Below are 17,733 nucleotides of genomic sequence, written 5' to 3'. Positions count from 1 at the left end.
CTCGCGCTGCAGACACTTCGGTTTTTCTGAGACACCAAGGTGATGCAATCGCGAGCAAGCACGCTTCAAGGGTTTATTGATTCGCGGGTCTAAAGAGTGCCGTTCGGCTCCAGTGGCAACTCCAGCGTGGCAACAAATCCTCCGTCCGGATGATTGTTCAGCACCAGTCTGCCGCCATGGCGTTCTGCAGCGCGACGGGCTATGGCCAGGCCCAGGCCATGTCCGGCCGCCGTCTGGCCGGGCGCACGGAAGAACGGCTCGCCCAATTGCGCCAGATATTCCCCGGGCACTCCGGGCCCGTAATCCCGCACGCTGATGCTGATGCGCTCGCCTTCACGGCAGGCCTTTAATTCAATCGGGCGTCCGGGCGGGCTGAAACGTTGCGCATTGCGCAGCAGATTATCCACCGCGCGCTCGATCATTGTCGGCCACCCGCCAAGGCTCAAGCCAGGTTCTGCCGTGAGTTGTACCGATTGCTCGGGAGCCGCCAGCGAGGCATCTTTTTGTACCGCCTGGAGCAGCCCGTTGAGCTCGATGGGCTCGGCACTGGCCTGGTCGGCATCAACCCGTGCCAGGGCCAGAATTTCGCTGATCAATGACTCCAGGCGGTCGCACTCGCGGGTCAGGCGCGGCCAGAGTTTCTCGCGCTCTTCGGGCCCGGCGCGTTCTGCCAGTGCCAGGGCGATACGCAGCCGGGCCAGTGGCGAGCGCAGTTCATGGGACACATCACGCAGCAATTGGCGCTGGCTGCCAATCAGGCTTTGCAGGCGTGCGCCCATGCGGTTGAAGTCGGTGGCCAGCACCCCGAACTCATCGCGCCGTGAAGCCAGTCGCGCCAGGCTGTTTTGCTGGTAGGTGGTTTGCCCCAGGTCATGTACAGCTACGCGCAGGCGACTCAGCGGGCGGGTGATCGACAGGGTGACCAGCAAGCTGAACAGGGTCAGCACCACCAGTGCAATTCCCAGCGCGCTGAGCGGCCAGATCAGGCTTTGGCGATGCCAGGCATCCAGTTCCGGGTGCGGGATGCGATAAATCAGCAAATAGGTTTCAGCGGTTTTCGGGCTGGTGTACTCGACGGTCAGGCGGCGCCACGGCAGCTGTTCTTCACCGGGATGCTGGCGTGCTTCCCATGCGGCAGCCCGACGTGGAAACGTACCGCGTACCACAGGGTCGCCACTTTCGTTAAGGACCTGTACGTCAATGTGATAACGGCGTTTACGCTTCTCGAGGAATTCTTGCGCGGCATCGGCGCCCTGGGTTTCGTAGCGTTCAGTCCACTGCTGCGCCAGATTGGCGATACCGGGATGCCGGCTGAGGATCCAGGCGTCCTGATTGAGCATGTGCCCCAGCAGGAGCGACAGCCCTGCGACCAGGGCAATCGCCAGCCAGAAGCTGGCGAGAATGCGCCAAAACAGTGATCGCACGGTAATTCCTCGCAGTTAATTGATCAGAACGCGTAAAGCCCAACGGCCAGGGGTCGTTGGGCTTGAGGGTTGCGCGAATTATTGCGCTTTTGGAGCCTGTTGTGCTTTCCACTCTTTGAACTGTTTCCACTCTGCCTGACGCTCGGCACGTTTCTTTTGCATCTCGTCGAAGGTCTTCTGCTGATCAGGCTTGAGCACGGCCCGGATCTCGCTTTGGGTTTTGTCCTGCTTGGCCTTGATCTCGTCTTTCAAGGCTTGCTGGTCGGCAGCCGGCAGTTTTTCCAGATATTTTTCGACCAGTTGCTTGCGATCATGCATTTGCTGGCCCATCAATTTGCCGATTTGCTGGCGCTGTTCGCGGCTCAGGTCCAGTTGGCTGTAAGGGGCGTCGCCGCGACCGTGCTCACCGCCGTGTCGTGGACCCATCGGGCCGTCGCCACCAGGCATGGCCATTGCGACGGTTGGCAGGGCAGCAGCAAACATCAAAGCAATTAGAGTCTTACGCATGGTGTGTCTCCTTCATGACAGTTCCGGTGAATCCGGATGTGCTCAGTGTAGGGAGATCAAGGTCAATCGCTGTCAGGCGAGGGTAAAGCTTGGGTAAAGAGGGTATTGCTGCGGATTTACATAACAGGCTTATGTGGGAGCCGGCTCCCACAGAGAAACGTGGTGCTTCATGCGCTATAGAAGTAACCCCGGCTGCGCAATGCGACGATGCGCGGGCGGCCATCGGGGTGGGGGCCAATCTTTCTGCGCAGGTTACTGACATGCATGTCCAGGCTGCGGTCGTACAGGGTCAATTTGCGGCCCAGGGCGATCTGTGCCAGCTCCTGCTTGTCCAGCGGCTCTCCCGGCTGGCGCAGCAAGGCCTCGAGCAAACGGCTTTCGGAAACGGTCAGGGTGATGTCGTGCTGGTCGATAGTGGCCACGCCGCGCATCGGGCTGAAGCACAGGTCTCCCAGTTCTATCTGGCTGGATACTGCGGTCGGGTGGCTGCGGCGCAATACAGCCCGCAGACGGGCGGTCAGTTCGCGGGGGTCGCAGGGTTTGGCCAGATAGTCATCGGCGCCCAGTTCGAGCCCGAGAATACGGTCCAGGGGTTCGCCGCGGGCTGACAGCATCAGCACCGGCAATTCGGGGTGATCCTGGCGTAGTTGCTTGAGCAGTTCCAGACCGCTGCCGTCAGGCAGCATCACATCCAGCACCACGGCATCGGGGCTGGATTCGCTCAACGCCTTGCGGGCACTCTGACCGTCGTGGCAAGCGCGGACCTGAAAGCCTTCCTGGCTCAACCAGCTGCTCAGAAGCTCGCACAGCTCCTGGTCATCATCTATCAGTAACAGGTCGCTCATGGCTTACTCGATTTAGCCAGTGCCGACGGGGTACAGGTCGGTCACTGGCAAAGATACTGCAATCACACTGTGCCGTAGGGGTTACGGCAGTACTTGCTTGAACGGCTTGACGATCACATTGGCATATACGCCGGCTGCGACGTAAGGATCCGCGTCGGCCCAGGCCTGGGCAGCGCTCAGGGAGTCGAACTGGGCCACGACCAGGCTGCCGCTGAAGCCGGCTGCGCCAGGGTCATTGTTGTCGATGGCCGGGTGCGGACCTGCCAGCACGATGCGGCCTGCATCCTTGAGTTGATTCAGGCGTTCAAGGTGGGCCGGGCGTGCAGCCAGGCGGGCATCGAGCGAGTTGGCGACGTCGGTAGCAATAATTGCGTAGAGCATGTCAGTCCTCGGTTTTTGAGTTGGTCGGTGCAGGTTCGGTGTCATGCAGGTGACGCGACAGATAAACACCCTGGGCTATCAGGAACAGCACGGTCATGCCCAGGCTGCCGAACACCTTGAAGTCGACCCAGATGCTTTGATAGGTGAAGGCAACGAACAGGTTGGCAGCGCCACAGAACAGGAAGAATACGATCCAGGCCAGGTTCAGGCGGGTCCACACCGCATCGGGAAGGGTCAGTGCATGGCCCATGATGCGTTTGATCAACAGTTTGTCGCCGATAAAGTGGCTACCGGCAAATGCCAGTGCAAACAGCCAGTTTACGACTGGCGCTTTCCACTTGAGGAAGGTTTCGCTGTGGAAAGCCAGGGTCAGGCTACCGAACACCAGGCAGGCAATCAGGGTCAGCCATTGGCTCTTTTCGAGCTTGCGCTGCTTGATGAACAAAATGCCGTAAACCACCAGTGAACTGATGATCAGCATCGCCGTAGCGCTGTAGATACCGCCCACAGACAAGCTGTGCCCGGCGATTTCGACGATGCGAGGTTCGATTTTATAGACGATGAAAAACAGTAACAGCGGGATGAAGTCGATGAATTGTTTCACAGTGGCAGCCAGAAGCAGGATGTGGCGGCATAATAACAAACATCAATGACAGCGAAAGCGTCAGCTAGAGGTTATTAAATTCCCGTGGAAATTGACTTGCATTGCCATAGCACAGCTTCTGATGGCGCCCTGGCGCCGGCGGTACTGGTTGCGCGTGCGTTCGAGAAAGGTGTGCGAGTCCTGGCCCTGACCGATCACGATACACTTGAAGGTCTCGACGAAGCCCGCGAAGCGGCGCTGGCGTTGAACATGACGTTGATCAATGGCGTTGAATTGTCGTGCACCTGGGGTGGAGCGACGATTCATGTGCTGGGCTACGGCTTCGATGTCAATGCTCCGGCGCTGGTTGAGGCCATAGCCAGGCTCCACGATGGGCGCTGGCTTCGGGCGCAGGAGATCAGCCGCAAGCTTGAGCTCAAAGGCATGCCCGGAGCGCTTGAAGGTGCGCGAGCCATACAGCAGACCCTGGGCGACAGCGGCAATGCTCCGGCCCGCCCGCACTTTGCCGATTTCCTGGTTCAGGCCGGCTTCGTCAAGGATCGCGCCGAGGCGTTTCGCAAATGGCTGGGGGCCGGCAAGCTGGGTGACGTCAAACTGCACTGGCCGACCCTTGAAGACACGGTCGCCACCTTGCGCGCCGCCGGGGCCTGGGTCAGCCTGGCGCATCCTTCGCATTACGATTTCACCCGCAGCAAGCGCCGCCGGCTGATTGGCGACTATATTCAAGCCGGGGGTCACGCGATTGAAGTGGTCAACGGGCATCAGCCGGCCGAGCAGGTCGGCAGCCTGGCGATCCTGGCGCGTGAGTTCGGTCTGCTGGTCAGTGCCGGCAGTGATTTTCATGGCCCTGGAGGTTGGTCCGAGATCGGCGAATATCGCCCGATCCCCGAAGATTTGCCGCCACTTTGGCGTCGATTCAAATATGACCAGCCCGCTGCCAACGTCTGAACAGGGAAACTCTGTGAGCCAATTTTTCCAGATTCATCCGGAAAACCCGCAACCGCGGCTGATCAAACAGGCCGTCGAGATTATCAAAAAGGGCGGGGTGGTGATTTATCCCACCGATTCATCCTATGCCCTGGGCTGTCAGATGGGCGACAAGCACGCCATCGAGCGCATCAAGCGCCTGCGTAATCTGGACGACAAACACAACTTCACCCTGATGTGCTGCGATCTGTCGCAACTGGGTTTGTTTGCCAAGGTTGAAACCGGTGTGTTTCGGCTGCTCAAGGCCCATACACCGGGGCCCTACACCTTTATTCTGAACGCCACCCGTGACGTTCCGCGGCTGCTGCTGCACCCCAAGCGCCGGACTATTGGCGTGCGGGTGCCCAGTCATCCGATTGCCCTGGCGCTGCTTGAGGAGCTGCGGGAGCCGCTAATGAGCGTGACCCTGATCCTGCCGGGTGAAAAAGAGCCGATGGAAGATCCGTACGAAATTCGCGATGCCCTGGAGAAACAGGTCGACCTGATCATCGATGGCGGATTCGGCGGCAATAAAGCCTCGACCGTGATCAGCCTGATCGACCTCGAACCTGAAGTGGTACGCGTGGGTTGCGGCGATCCGACGCCGTTTATGGTCGAGGCCTGATGTCTGACGTCGAAACCATAGAAGGCGTTGATGCCCAGGCCGGTGCCCAGCAGGAATTGCCGTTTGCCATGGTATATGGCCAGGCCGTCATCGAAATGCCGCTGGACCTGTACATTCCGCCGGATGCCCTGGAGGTGTTTCTCGACGCCTTTGAAGGCCCTCTCGACTTGCTGCTGTACCTGATCCGCAAGCAGAACATCAACATTCTCGATATCCCGGTGGCGGAAATTACCCGCCAGTACATGGGCTATGTCGAGCTGATGAAAACCGTGCGCCTGGAGCTGGCTGCCGAATACCTGGTCATGGCTGCCATGCTGGCCGAGATCAAGTCGCGCATGCTCCTGCCGCGCTCGGCCGAGATCGAGGAGGACGAGGGCGATCCACGGGCCGAATTGATCCGTCGTTTGCAGCAGTACGAGCGGTTCAAGGCGGCGGCTGAGGGGCTGGATGGGTTGAGCCGGGTAGGGCGCGATGTGATTGTGCCCAAGCTCGATGCGCCCGAAGCCCGGGCGCGCAAGCTGGTGCCCGATGTAGCGCTGGAAGAGTTGCTGATGTCGATGGCCGAAGTCTTGCGCCGTACTGACATGTTTGAAAATCACCAGGTCAGCCGCGAAGCCCTGTCGACCCGGGAGCGGATGAGCGATGTGTTGGAACGCCTCAAGGGCGGCGGCTTTGTACCGTTTGTCGAACTCTTCACCGCCGAAGAGGGCCGTCTGGGTGTGGTTGTAACCTTTATGGCCATTCTTGAACTGGTCAAAGAGTCGCTGGTCGAGTTGGTACAGAATGAACCCTTTGCGGCAATCCATGTGCGGGCGAGAGCCGAATAAAGAGCTGAAACCATGAATTTGACTGAACCCCGCGAGCTGGCGCCCTTGCTCGAGGCCTTTTTGTTGGCCTCGGGAAAGCCGCAAAGCCTTGAGCGGTTGTTTGAACTGTTTGAAGAGGGTGAGCGTCCCGAGCCGCCCGTGTTCAAAAAAGCTCTGGAATTGTTGCGCAAGTCCTGCGACGGACGGGCTTTTGAACTCAAGGAAGTAGCGTCGGGCTACCGCCTGCAGATACGCGAGAAGTTTTCACCCTGGGTCGGGCGCCTGTGGGAAGAGCGTCCGCAGCGCTATTCGCGGGCCATGCTCGAAACCATGGCGCTGATTGCCTATCGTCAGCCGATCACCCGCGGCGAAATCGAAGATGTGCGTGGCGTGGCGGTTAACAGCCATATCGTCAAAACCTTGCTTGAGCGTGAATGGATCCGTGTAGTGGGCTACCGGGACGTGCCGGGTAAACCTGCCATGTTCGCCACCACCAAAGGCTTTCTCGATCACTTTAACCTGCGCAACCTCGACGACTTGCCGCCCCTGGCCGAGTTGCGCGAGCTGGAACCGGACCCGATCCTCGACTTCGATGACGCCCCGGTGCCGGCCCACCTGCAGGCCCTGGCCGATGAAAGTGCCGAGCCCGAAGAGCCCAAGGATGAGACCAGCTTCCGTACCTTGCTGGTGGAACTGGACACCATGGAGGAGGGTCTTAAAACCGACTTTGATGACCTGCTTCGCGATGGCGCTCCTGTCGAAGAAGCCCTGGTTGCAGTTGAAGTGTTTGAATCAAGTCCGGAGCCGGAGCCGGAGCCGGAGCCAGAGCTAGAGCCAGAGCCAAGACTTAGCGCCGCCGAGTTGGCGCGTGAACGGTTGCGCGCTGCCGTGGCGGCACTGGAAGCGCGGTCAACCCTGAGCGAGGAAGAGCTCGAGGCCCGGGCCTTGGCCGAAGCCATCGAACAAGAACGCCGCGAACAGGAAGACTGACGCCCCCTCTGCAGGAGCGAGCTTGCCTCGCGATCTTTCGAGCTTTTAAAAGATCGCGAGGTAAGCTCGCTCCTTCAGGGCCAATCCCGAGGACTTTGCATGAGTTCAACCAAAGACCCCTGCATCGATATTTGTAAGTTCAACGACGATATCTGTATCGGCTGCGGTCGCACCAAGCGTGAAATCAGGGCCTGGAAGAAGCTCGACAAGGAAGACAAGCGCATCGTGCTGGCCGAGTCGGCCTTGCGATTGCTGGCCCTGGACGCCACCGGTCGGCGGAAAAAGAAGTAAGTCTTGCAGTTCATGACTAGGCTTTGATGCGTTATGCGCCACATCAGCGTATGATTCGCGACCCTCAAACGCTCGCTCGAGCTGAGAGACCCCATTTTCAACACCTCAGCTATTGCCTGAGTTGACACACCGGGAGGTGCCCAGATGAGTGATCTAGACCCTAAAGACAGCCAGGAAATTGGCCCAGCAGGCGAAAAACTGCAAAAAGTTCTCGCCCGTATTGGCGTGGGTTCGCGTCGCGACGTAGAGAGTTGGATCAGCCAGGGCCGGATCAAGGTCAATGGCAAGGATGCAACCCTGGGTCTGCGCGTAGACCTGCATGACGCCATTTCCATTGATGGCAAAGTGATCAAGCGTGAAGAGGCAGCCGAATCGGTTCGCCGCGTGATCATGTACAACAAACCCGACGGCGAAATCTGCACCCGTGACGACCCTGAAGGCCGTCCGACCGTGTTTGACAAACTGCCGCGTCCAAAAGAAGGCCGCTGGATCAACATCGGTCGACTGGACATCAACACCACCGGCTTGCTGATGTTCACCACCGACGGTGAGCTGGCTAACCGCCTGATGCACCCTTCCTACGAGATGGACCGTGAATACGCGGTACGTGTACGTGGCGAAGTGGATGACGAGATGATCGAGCGCCTCAAGGCCGGCGTTGTGCTGGAAGACGGCCCGGCGCGTTTCACCGACATTAAGCAGGCTCCGGGCGGCGAAGGCTTCAACCATTGGTACCACTGCGTAGTGATGGAAGGTCGTAACCGTGAAGTGCGTCGTCTGTGGGAATCCCAGGGTCTGGTGGTCAGCCGCCTGAAGCGCGTGCGTTTCGGTCCGGTGTTCCTCAACTCCGACCTGCCGATGGGTCGCTGGCGCGAAATGAGCCAGTTCGAGGTTGATATCCTCAGTGCTGAAGTCGGCCTCACGCCGGTTGCCATGCCGCAGATGAACGCCAAGAGCAAAGACAAACTTGAGCGTATGCAGCGTAAATCGTCGCGCCCTGTGGCCCGTACCGATCGCGTTGCCCGTACCCTGCGTCCGGCCGAAGGTGCGCCACTGGCTCCGCGTCCAGCACGCCAGCCGCACATCGAAGGCGAGCGCCCGGCGCGTCCGGCCCGTGATGAAGCAGCCCGTCCGGCCCGTAAGCCGGCCGGTCGTACCGATCGTGTACCTGCGGGTCGCGGCGCGCCGGTTGCAGAGCGTCCGAGCGAAGTGAACAAGCGTTCGCCCAAGCCAACCCGTTCGGGCCCCAAGCTGGTCGACGATGCACCGTCGGGCAAGCGCCGTGGCGCACCGGCAGGTTCGGGTCAGCGCCCGGGCTTCGGTCGTCGCAAGCCGCAATAAGCGTTAACCTGTAACGCGGTACAAAAAACGCCAATCCTTCGGGGTTGGCGTTTTTTTATGCCTGCAATTAACCGCGGATGCAGCAGCTGCGAGTTTGTCTCGCAATCTTTTGATTTTTGCAATCGCGAGGCAGGATGCTCCTGAAGATAATGGTTTTAAAATGGAAAGATTTCGTTACGGGTCGTAAAGTGAATGCTACGAAATCAATGGCTTATGGGCGAATTACTTCTGAAAATGGCTTGGTGTAACGAAAATTTTCCGTAAAAAGAACCGTTCGCCGCATTTTCGGCAAAAAACCGGCTTGTTTAGTGTTGCCAACAGCGGTGTGATGGGATCTTGCCTACGTGCGGGTGTACAATGCGCCGCGTTTTAACTGTGACCCAATTGCGTACCCGCGCATTTTGCGCCACATCGACGATATGCCGATGGGCCAAAACTTCGAGGCTAACCCGCCTTGTTAACTCCGCAATGCCACAAGCGTTGCGGGTTCGATTCCGTCACAGATAAAAACAAACAGGTGACGCATGACTCGTGAAACAACCTTGGATTCCTGGCGTCTGCGCTGGGGTTTGATTTGTGTTGTAGACCTTTCGATCACTGCCTCTGGTGCTCAAGTTACAACGCACTGAATCACATCAAACCTTGTGTGGGACCCTTTCAATGAGTGGACAAACCTCGCATTCGGGCGAGCTTAAACGCGGCCTGAAAAATCGTCATATCCAGCTGATTGCCCTTGGTGGCGCGATTGGTACCGGCCTGTTTCTCGGTTCTGCCGGGGTACTGAAATCGGCCGGCCCGTCAATGATTCTGGGTTATGCGATCTGCGGCTTTATTGCCTTTATGATCATGCGCCAGCTGGGCGAAATGATCGTCGAAGAACCGGTAGCCGGCTCTTTCAGCCACTTTGCCCATAAATACTGGGGCGGCTTTGCCGGCTTTATGTCGGGCTGGAACTGCTGGGTGCTGTATATCCTGGTGGGCATGTCGGAGCTGACAGCTGTCGGTAAATACGTGCACTACTGGTGGCCCGAGATCCCGACCTGGGCTTCGGCAGCAGCCTTCTTTGTCCTGATCAACGCGATCAACCTGACCAACGTCAAAGTATTTGGCGAGGCCGAGTTCTGGTTCGCAATCATCAAGGTGGTGGCCATTGTCGGCATGATCGCCCTGGGCAGCTATTTGCTGGTCAGCGGCAGCGGTGGCCCCCAGGCATCGGTGAACAACCTGTGGGAGCACGGCGGGTTCTTCCCCCATGGCATCACCGGTCTGGTAATGGCCATGGCCTTTATCATGTTCTCCTTCGGCGGCCTGGAAATGCTCGGCTTTACCGCAGCAGAAGCCGACAAGCCGCGTACCGTAATCCCCAAGGCGATCAATCAGGTGATCTACCGCATCCTGATTTTCTACATCGGTGCTCTGGTGGTTCTGTTGTCCCTGACCCCGTGGGATTCGTTGCTGGAAACCCTGAATGCCGGTGGCGACAGCTACAGCAGCAGCCCGTTCGTGCAGGTGTTCTCGATGCTGGGCAGCAACACCGCTGCACACATCCTCAACTTCGTGGTCCTGACCGCTGCATTGTCGGTGTACAACAGCGGCACCTACTGCAACAGCCGGATGTTGCTGGGTATGGCGCAGCAGGGTGATGCACCTAAAGTGCTATCAAAAATCGACAAGCGCGGCGTGCCGGTCAACTCGATTCTGGCTTCGGCAGCGGTGACGGTAATTGCGGTTCTGCTCAACTACCTGATGCCCCACGATGCGCTGGAACTGCTGATGTCGCTGGTAGTGGCCACGCTGGTGATCAACTGGGCGATGATCAGCTTCTCGCACTTCAAGTTCCGCCAGCACATGGACAATACCGCGCAAACGCCGCTGTTCAAGGCGCTGTGGTATCCATACGGCAACTACATCTGCCTGGCATTCGTGGCGTTCATTCTGGTGATCATGTTGCTGATCCCCGGCATTCGCGTGTCGGTGTATGCGATTCCGGTGTGGGTAGCCTTCATGTGGCTGTGTTACCTGATCAAGAACAAGCGCGCGCTGCAGGCATCGGCAGCAGCTTGCAGCCCGGCTGCCAAGTAAGCTGAGCGATAAACCCAAACCCGGCCATTGCGCCGGGTTTTTGGTTTGTGGGGTATCCTGCAAGCCCTGAAGACGGACCCATTTTTGATGCTGGTGATTTCCAACAACGTTCATATTCCCGATAACGAGATCGAGCTGACAGCCATTCGTGCTCAAGGCGCAGGCGGGCAGAACGTCAATAAAGTCTCAAGCGCGATGCACTTGCGCTTCGACATAGCCAACTCGTCCTTGCCGCCGTTTTATAAAGAACGGCTGCTGGCGCTGCGTGACAGCCGCATTACCAGCGATGGCGTGCTGATCCTCAAGGCACAGCAATATCGCACTCAGGAGCAGAACCGGGCGGATGCCCTGGAGCGCTTGGCAGAATTGATCATCAGCGCCACCAAGGTCGAGAAAAAACGCCGCCCGACCAAGCCGACCTTAGGCTCGAAAAAGCGGCGGCTGGAGTCCAAGACCAAGCGTGGCAGCATCAAGGCCGGGCGGGGCAAGGTGGATTTCTGAACCCGTCACTTCTATCGCTTGAGCTGCTGCAACCTTTACGCAGGCCTTAAGCGCTTGGCCTGACGGTACAAGTAAACACTCAGTAACAGCCCGCCAAACGCCGCCATTGCCGCGAACAGAAAGATCGAGGCAAAGCCAAAGCCTGCGGCTACAGCGCCGACCAGTGGCCCGGTAATGCCCAGTGACAGGTCAATAAACAGTGAGTAAGCACCCACCGCCGCCCCGCGGCTGGAGGCTGGCACCAGATTCACGGCTTCAACCCCCAGTGCCGGGAATACCAGCGAGAAGCCGAAACCGCTGAGTGCCGCGCCGGCCAGTGCCAGCTCGGGGCTGGGTGCCAGCCACAGCAGCAATAGGCCCAGGGTTTCGACGCTCAAGCAGGCAATTGCCACCCGAAAGCCGCCGATACGGTTGATCAGGTTGCCGAACAGCAGTCGGGCGCCGATAAAGCTGGCCCCGAACAGACTCAGGCACAGTACGGCGTTGTCCCACTGGTTGGTGGCGTAGTACAGGGTGATAAAGGTGGCGATGGTGCCGAATCCTATCGAACCCAGCGCCAGGCCTGCGCCGTGGGGCAGTACCCGGCCCAGGACATGCAGGAACGGCAGGCGCACGCCGCTGACAATGGGCGCGGCGCGTTTCGGCCAGGCCAGCAGCAGGCCAACTATGGCCAGGGCAATAATGCTCGCGCCCATGCTCCACATACCCCAATGGCTGACCATCAGCACGCCCAGCGGTGCACCTATGGCAATGGCGCCATAACTGGCGATGCCATTCCAGGAAATCACCTTGGCCGTGTTTTGTGCGCCGACCCGGCCAATGCCCCAGCCGATGGCCCCTGAGCCGACCAGGCTTTCAGCACTGCCCAGCACCAGCCGGCCGATCAGCAGGCAGGTCAGGCTCAGGGCCGGCATGGCCGCCGTCCACGTGGACGCCAGCATCAATACACCGCTCAGGCCGCAGCCGGCCAGGCCATACATGACGGCGCGTTTACTGCCGCGATTATCGATGATGCGGCTGGCATAAGGACGGCTCAGCAGCGTGGCCAGATATTGCACGCTGATCACCAGTCCGGCGATGACTGTGCCGTAGCCCAGGTGGTTGTGTACGTATCCGGGCAATACAGCCAGCGGAATGCCGATATTCATATAGCCGATAAAGGTAAACAGAACGATGGAAACCACTTGTAGCGTGATCGCCATTGGACGCTGTGTTTCAGGCATGGGGTAGGGGTCCTGCGGGGTGCGGTTGGGTGCAGATTGATTATAGCGGCGCAACCAGTTGTGTCGCGATCAGGGCGGCCAGGGCGTTTTCCTTGGTGCCAAAACGTTTGAGCAAGGTGGCTTGCTTCTCTGGTGTGAGGCGCTCCCAAAGGACGATCATTTTCTCGGCGGTGCCGATCAAAACGCTGGCTTGGGTTTCGCTGAAGGTATCGGTCACGCTGTAATCCTGGGAGGGGGGTGAAGCGATTGTGTCAGGCGCTGTGAAAAAACCAATGCTTTTTCACACCGCCTGATGAAGCCGTCAGTCTTCGCTGTCGGCCATGAGGCTTTCAGGGGCCTCTTCCAGTGCGGGGTTTTCGCCACTGGTGTGTTCCGGGATTGGCTGCTGAGCTTCTTGCAGGCTTGGGAAGGGGAGGTTTGGGATTTCGTGCATCGTCGCGCTCCTCGCAAGGTGTGTTTTAAGTAGCTTGCTAAGGATACAGGAGGGAGTGTGACAATTTGTCTTTTTCTTGGGTCTGGCGGGGATTATGTCGAACTTTTCATGTTTTCGTTGTCGCAGCCAGAGCCTGCAGGAGCGAGCTTGCTCCTGCAGGTTGTGGTGGGACTAGCGGGTACACACCTGCGCGATGGCCTTGGCCAGCAGGCTCAGGCGTGTGCCATCGACCCCGGCCATATTGGCCCGCCCGGAGCCGACCATGTACACGCTGTGCTTTTCACGCAGCAACTGCACTTGCCCGGCAGTCAGGCCGGTGTAAGAGAACATCCCGCGTTGCTGGTTGATATGGGCAAAGTGCTCGGCCAGCCCGAACGGTGTCAACGCCTCAACCAGCCCGCTGCGCAACTGCGCGATACGGCTGCGCATGGCCTCAACTTCCCCGGCCCACTCTTGTTTGAGCTGGGAATCACCGAGAATGGTCGCGACTACGGCCGCGCCATGATCCGGCGGGTTGGACCAAAGATTACGCGCCAGGTAAGCCAGCTGGCTGCGGATGTCAGTCAGCTTTTCGGCGTCGTTGGCGCATACGATCAAGGCACCTACCCGTTCGCGATACAGGCCGAAGTTCTTCGAGCAGGAGCTGGTGATCAGCACTTCCGGCAGCTCCCGGGCGAACAGGCGGGTGGACCATGCATCCTCTTCCAGTCCGTCGCCGAAGCCCTGATAGGCAAAGTCGATCAGTGGCAGCAGTTCGCGGCGGCGCACGACCTCCAGCACTTGCAACCAGTCAGCCCGGGACAGGTCAAAACCGGTCGGGTTGTGGCAGCAGGCGTGCAGCAGCACCACGTCGCCCTTGGGCGCCTGCTCAAGAGCGGCAAGCATGGCGCCAACATCGAGTGTGTTGTCACTGCCCACATAGGGGTAGTGGCTGATTTTCAGGCCCGCGGCGGCGAAGATGGTTTCGTGAATCGGCCAGGTCGGATCGCTCAGCCAGATTCCGCGGCCCGGCAGGCACTGCGCGATAAAGTCTGCGCTCAGGCGCAGGGCACCGGTGCCACCCGGGGTCTGGGTTGCACCGGCACGGCTGGCTGCCAGCAAGGAGGAGTCGGCACCCAGCACCAGCTCACTGATCAATTGGCCAAAACGGCTGTCACCGTGGCCGCCGATATAGGTTTTGGTCTGCTGCTGATCCACCAGGCGCTGTTCCGCCTTCTTCACCGACTGCAAGATCGGCGTCAGGCCATTGGCGTCTTTATAGACCCCCACGCCCAGGTCGAACTTGTTCGGGTTGGGGTCCTGGTTGTAAGCGTCCATCAACCCGAGAATCGGGTCGCCAGGGACCCGTCCAATGGCTGCGAAGTGCATTACTTGCGACCCTCAGCGGTTTTCGCCACTTCGTCGGTGCGTGCGGCCATGATGAAGTCGTTGCGGTGCAGGCCTTTGATCGAGTGGCTCCACCAGGTCACGGTCACTTTGCCCCACTCGGTGAGCAGGCCCGGGTGATGGCCTTCAGCTTCGGAGATTTCGCCGACTGCATTGGTAAAGGCCAGGGCGAATTTGAAGTTTTTGAACAGGAAAACCTTTTCCAGTTGCATGACGCCGTCGCGAACTTCGATGTTCCAGTCCGGGATCTGTTTGATCAGGATCGGCAACTCTTCATCGCTGACCTGTGGAGCATCGGCGCGGCAGGCTTCGCAGTGGGCTTGGTTCAGTGTGTTCATGGTGTATTCCTGAAGTCAGTTGTTCTTCTTGTGGAAAAAATGTTCAAAAAGACCGGTCAAGCCGCTTTCGGCTTGGGCGCGAACTTGGGCGCGTGCAGGCCCATGGTCATGCCTTTTTCGACCATGCCCATGATGTCCTCGTGGGCCAGATCAAACAGCCGCTTCAAGTCCGGCAGGACAAAATACAGCGGCTGCAGAATGTCGATGCGATACGGCGTGCGCATGGCTTCCAGCGGGTCGAAGGCCTGATGTTCAGGCTCTGCCGACAGGCTGTAAACCGTTTCTTTGGGTGACGAGAGAATCCCGCCGCCGTAAATGCGCTTGCCTTGCGGGGTGTCGACCAGCCCGAACTCGATGGTCATCCAGTACAGGCGGGCCAGATACACGCGCTGCTCCTTGGATGCCTGCAGGCCGAGTTTGCCGTAGGTGTGGGTGAATTCGGCGAACCAGGGGTTGGTCAGCAGCGGGCAGTGACCAAAAATCTCGTGGAAAATATCGGGTTCTTGCAGGTAATCCAGCTCTTCCGGGGTGCGAATAAAGGTCGCTACCGGGAATTGCTTGTTGGCGAGCAATTCAAAGAAGGTCTGGAACGGAATCAGCGCGGGAACGCGGGCAACTTGCCAGCCAGTGGTGGCGCCCAATACCTGATTGATTTCGCTTAATTGCGGGATGCGATCGTGGGGCAGGCCGAGTTTTTCGATGCCTTCCATGTATTCGGGGCAGGCGCGGCCTTCCAGCAGTTTCAGCTGGCGGGTAATCAAGGTATTCCACACCCCGTGTTCTTCGGGTGTGTACTCGATAAAGCCGTTGGCATCCGGCTCGCGGGCGACGTATTTCGTTTGCTTCATGGGGCTCTCCGCAATGAAATCGTTTTTATTATTCGGGTTGTTGCGATGCCTTAGTGATACCCCAATTGAGTGCGTCATGCCCCTAGCCTTGAGCCAGTATTACTGGGATGATGCGGCTTATTCGTAAAGTTTTCGTTACGCTTGTATGGTTGGGCCGTCACTCTTGAGTGTGTGACGGCTAAACTGTCAAATAATCGTGACGCTGAAATGCCCGATTTTCAAATTTCTGCACCTGTGGCAGCCGGGTTATCGGCTCCCACCCTTGTTTATTGTCCCAGCCACGCTATTTTTCCCGAGCCTGCCCCATGCGTATCAAAGTCCACTGCCAAAACCGGATTGGCATCCTTCGCGACATTCTTAACCTGCTGGTTGCCTACGGCATTAACGTCAAGCGCGGGGAGGTCGGTGGCGATCAGGGCAACGCGATCTATTTGTATTGTCCGAACTTGATCAATCTGCAGTTCCAGGCCCTGCGTCCTAAGTTTGAAACCATTGCCGGGGTCTTCGGGGTCAAGCGGGTGGGTTTGATGCCCAGCGAGCGCCGGCACATGGAACTCAACGCCTTGCTCGGGGCCCTGGAGTTTCCGGTGCTGTCCATCGACATGGGGGGCTGCATTGTGGCGGCCAACCGTGCCGCCGCGCAGTTGCTCGGGGTCCGGGTGGATGAAGTCCCGGGGATTGCCCTGTCGCGCTATGCCGAAGACTTTGACTTGCCCGAGCTGGTACGCGCCAACAAGTCGCGGATCAACGGCCTGCGGGTCAAGATCAAGGGCGACGTATTTCTGGCCGACATCGCCCCGTTGCAACTGGAGCACGATGAAAGCGAGGCCATGGCCGGGGCGGTTCTGACCCTGCATCGCGCGGACCGGGTGGGCGAGCAGATCTACAACGTGCGCAAACAGGAGCTGCGTGGCTTCGACAGCATCTTCCAAAGCTCGAAAGTCATGGCTGCGGTAGTCCGCGAGGCCCGGCGCATGGCACCCCTCGACGCTCCTCTATTAATAGAAGGTGAAACCGGCACCGGCAAGGAGCTGCTGGCCCGTGCCTGTCACCTGGCCAGCCCGCGGGGACAGTCGCCGCTGATGGCACTCAACTGTGCCGGTCTGCCCGAATCGATGGCCGAAACCGAATTGTTCGGTTACGGCCCCGGGGCCTTTGAGGGCGCGCGGGCGGAAGGCAAGCTCGGTCTGCTGGAACTGACCTCGGGCGGCACGTTGTTTCTCGATGGCGTAGGGGAAATGAGCCCGCGCCTGCAGGTCAAATTACTGCGTTTCTTGCAGGATGGCTGCTTTCGGCGTGTCGGCAGTGATGAAGAGGTGTACCTCGATGTGCGGGTGATGTGCGCCACCCAGGTCGACTTGTCCGAGCTGTGTGCCCGGGGCGAGTTCCGCCAGGACCTTTATCACCGGCTCAATGTGTTGTCGCTGCATATCCCCCCGTTGCGTGATTGCCTGGACGGTCTGGAGCCTTTGGTCGAGCATTTCCTGGATCAGGCCAGCCGGCAAATCGGTTGCCCGTTGCCGCGCCTGGCACCTGCGGCCATGGCGCGGTTGAGCCACTACCACTGGCCGGGTAACGTCCGGCAGCTGGAAAACGTGCTGTTTCAGGCGGTTTCGTTGTGCGATGGCGGCATGGTCAAGGCCGAGCATATCCGCCTGCCGGACTACGGCGTGCGCCAGCCGTTGGGGGAGTTTTCCCTGGAAGGCGGGCTGGAACAGATTGTCGGACGTTTCGAGAAGTCAGTGCTGGAGCAGCTGTATTCCGAGTATCCAAGCAGCAGGTTGCTGGGCAAGCGCCTGGGGGTTTCCCACACCACCATCGCCAACAAGCTGCGTGAGCACGACATTATCAAGCCGGCCTAGGCCCAATCGCCGGCAAGCCGGCTGCCGCAGGGTGAGTGTGTATTTCACTCGCCCTGCAGGCGCGAGCTCTTGATTGCCGCGTCCGACGGCACAGGCCATGCCTTGCCGCTACCGGCACAATAGCGCCGTTTTTACGTCTTCAACCTGTGCTTGCACCTCCCCCGACCCGTCTTCAGGCCCCGCAGCGCGGCCATTGGCACCGTCAAAAAAAAGTTGGTGCGCAAATTGCTAGATGCTCTGCAGTACAGCGGTGGGCGGCAAGCGTCCGTCAGACAGAGGA

General features: G+C 59.1%; 20 protein-coding genes. 9 read left to right on the top strand and 11 right to left on the bottom strand.

The genetic code is table 11. From position 1 onward, the window contains the following. Positions 1 to 89 precede the first annotated feature (89 nt). From B195_RS15330 to B195_RS15310, 5 genes are all read right to left on the bottom strand, one after another. A complete protein-coding gene (locus B195_RS15330) occupies positions 90 to 1,424 on the bottom strand; it encodes a HAMP domain-containing sensor histidine kinase (RefSeq protein ID WP_003441735.1) in 1,335 nt (444 codons plus the stop codon). A gap of 78 nt (positions 1,425 to 1,502) precedes the next feature. Continuing rightward, a complete protein-coding gene (locus B195_RS15325; RefSeq protein ID WP_003441736.1) occupies positions 1,503 to 1,931 on the bottom strand; it encodes a Spy/CpxP family protein refolding chaperone in 429 nt (142 codons plus the stop codon). A gap of 167 nt (positions 1,932 to 2,098) precedes the next feature. Continuing rightward, the gene (locus tag B195_RS15320) at positions 2,099 to 2,776 is read right to left on the bottom strand and encodes a response regulator transcription factor (protein WP_003441747.1); all 678 of its coding nucleotides are present in this window, start codon (positions 2,774 to 2,776) and stop codon (positions 2,099 to 2,101) included. Positions 2,777 to 2,857: 81 nt separating this feature from the next. Further along, complete coding sequence (locus tag B195_RS15315) at positions 2,858 to 3,157, bottom strand: YciI family protein (protein ID WP_003441750.1); 300 nt, start codon at positions 3,155 to 3,157, stop codon at positions 2,858 to 2,860. Position 3,158: 1 nt separating this feature from the next. Then, positions 3,159 to 3,761, bottom strand: a complete 603-nt coding sequence (locus tag B195_RS15310; RefSeq protein WP_003441752.1) for a septation protein A — start codon at positions 3,759 to 3,761, stop codon at positions 3,159 to 3,161. 84 nt (positions 3,762 to 3,845) lie between these two features. Here B195_RS15310 and B195_RS15305 point away from each other — a divergent pair, with 84 nt between their 5' ends. From B195_RS15305 to arfB, 8 genes are all read left to right on the top strand, one after another. Further along, positions 3,846 to 4,709, top strand: coding sequence for a PHP domain-containing protein (locus B195_RS15305; RefSeq protein WP_003441754.1), 864 nt, complete (start codon positions 3,846 to 3,848; stop codon positions 4,707 to 4,709). A 13-nt stretch (positions 4,710 to 4,722) separates the two neighbouring features. Next, positions 4,723 to 5,352, top strand: a complete 630-nt coding sequence (locus tag B195_RS15300) for an L-threonylcarbamoyladenylate synthase (protein WP_003441755.1) — start codon at positions 4,723 to 4,725, stop codon at positions 5,350 to 5,352. A gap of 128 nt (positions 5,353 to 5,480) precedes the next feature. Then, the gene (locus B195_RS15295; RefSeq protein ID WP_165439780.1) at positions 5,481 to 6,179 is read left to right on the top strand and encodes a ScpA family protein; all 699 of its coding nucleotides are present in this window, start codon (positions 5,481 to 5,483) and stop codon (positions 6,177 to 6,179) included. 12 nt (positions 6,180 to 6,191) lie between these two features. Then, the gene (gene scpB / locus B195_RS15290) at positions 6,192 to 7,148 is read left to right on the top strand and encodes an SMC-Scp complex subunit ScpB (RefSeq protein WP_003441759.1); all 957 of its coding nucleotides are present in this window, start codon (positions 6,192 to 6,194) and stop codon (positions 7,146 to 7,148) included. 99 nt (positions 7,149 to 7,247) lie between these two features. Continuing rightward, positions 7,248 to 7,439 (top strand): DUF1289 domain-containing protein, encoded by a 192-nt coding sequence (locus B195_RS15285; RefSeq protein WP_003441761.1) that lies wholly within the window; start codon positions 7,248 to 7,250, stop codon positions 7,437 to 7,439. A gap of 144 nt (positions 7,440 to 7,583) precedes the next feature. Further along, entirely contained in the window at positions 7,584 to 8,780 is a 1,197-nt protein-coding gene (gene rluB / locus B195_RS15280) for a 23S rRNA pseudouridine(2605) synthase RluB (RefSeq protein WP_003441763.1), read from the top strand. Between the two features lie 660 nt (positions 8,781 to 9,440). Beyond that, on the top strand, positions 9,441 to 10,862 hold the full coding sequence (locus tag B195_RS15275; protein WP_003441764.1) for an amino acid permease: 1,422 nt from the start codon (positions 9,441 to 9,443) through the stop codon (positions 10,860 to 10,862). An 87-nt stretch (positions 10,863 to 10,949) separates the two neighbouring features. Next, on the top strand, positions 10,950 to 11,363 hold the full coding sequence (gene arfB / locus B195_RS15270; protein WP_003441766.1) for an alternative ribosome rescue aminoacyl-tRNA hydrolase ArfB: 414 nt from the start codon (positions 10,950 to 10,952) through the stop codon (positions 11,361 to 11,363). Between the two features lie 35 nt (positions 11,364 to 11,398). On the opposite strand, the gene B195_RS15265 is transcribed toward arfB, so the two are convergent. From B195_RS15265 to phhA, 6 genes are all read right to left on the bottom strand, one after another. After that, the gene (locus B195_RS15265) at positions 11,399 to 12,586 is read right to left on the bottom strand and encodes an MFS transporter (protein ID WP_003441767.1); all 1,188 of its coding nucleotides are present in this window, start codon (positions 12,584 to 12,586) and stop codon (positions 11,399 to 11,401) included. A 40-nt stretch (positions 12,587 to 12,626) separates the two neighbouring features. Continuing rightward, positions 12,627 to 12,803, bottom strand: coding sequence for a hypothetical protein (locus B195_RS23010; RefSeq protein ID WP_003441776.1), 177 nt, complete (start codon positions 12,801 to 12,803; stop codon positions 12,627 to 12,629). Positions 12,804 to 12,887: 84 nt separating this feature from the next. Further along, entirely contained in the window at positions 12,888 to 13,019 is a 132-nt protein-coding gene (locus tag B195_RS23165) for a hypothetical protein (RefSeq protein WP_255401987.1), read from the bottom strand. Between the two features lie 171 nt (positions 13,020 to 13,190). After that, positions 13,191 to 14,387, bottom strand: coding sequence for an amino acid aminotransferase (locus B195_RS15260; protein WP_003441778.1), 1,197 nt, complete (start codon positions 14,385 to 14,387; stop codon positions 13,191 to 13,193). Beyond that, positions 14,387 to 14,743, bottom strand: a complete 357-nt coding sequence (locus B195_RS15255) for a 4a-hydroxytetrahydrobiopterin dehydratase (RefSeq protein WP_003441779.1) — start codon at positions 14,741 to 14,743, stop codon at positions 14,387 to 14,389. The genes B195_RS15260 and B195_RS15255 overlap by 1 nt, the downstream gene beginning before the upstream one ends. A gap of 56 nt (positions 14,744 to 14,799) precedes the next feature. Then, on the bottom strand, positions 14,800 to 15,591 hold the full coding sequence (gene phhA, locus B195_RS15250) for a phenylalanine 4-monooxygenase (protein WP_003441781.1): 792 nt from the start codon (positions 15,589 to 15,591) through the stop codon (positions 14,800 to 14,802). Between the two features lie 305 nt (positions 15,592 to 15,896). Between phhA and B195_RS15245 the strand changes: the two genes are divergently transcribed. Further along, positions 15,897 to 17,453, top strand: a complete 1,557-nt coding sequence (locus B195_RS15245) for a sigma-54-dependent phenylalanine hydroxylase transcriptional regulator PhhR (protein WP_003441784.1) — start codon at positions 15,897 to 15,899, stop codon at positions 17,451 to 17,453. Positions 17,454 to 17,733 lie beyond the last annotated feature (280 nt).

The sequence above is a fragment of the Pseudomonas sp. Lz4W genome (genome assembly GCF_000346225.2).
GTDB lineage: Bacteria > Pseudomonadota > Gammaproteobacteria > Pseudomonadales > Pseudomonadaceae > Aquipseudomonas > Aquipseudomonas paraversuta.
This window is presented reverse-complemented; position numbering and strand designations above follow the sequence as displayed.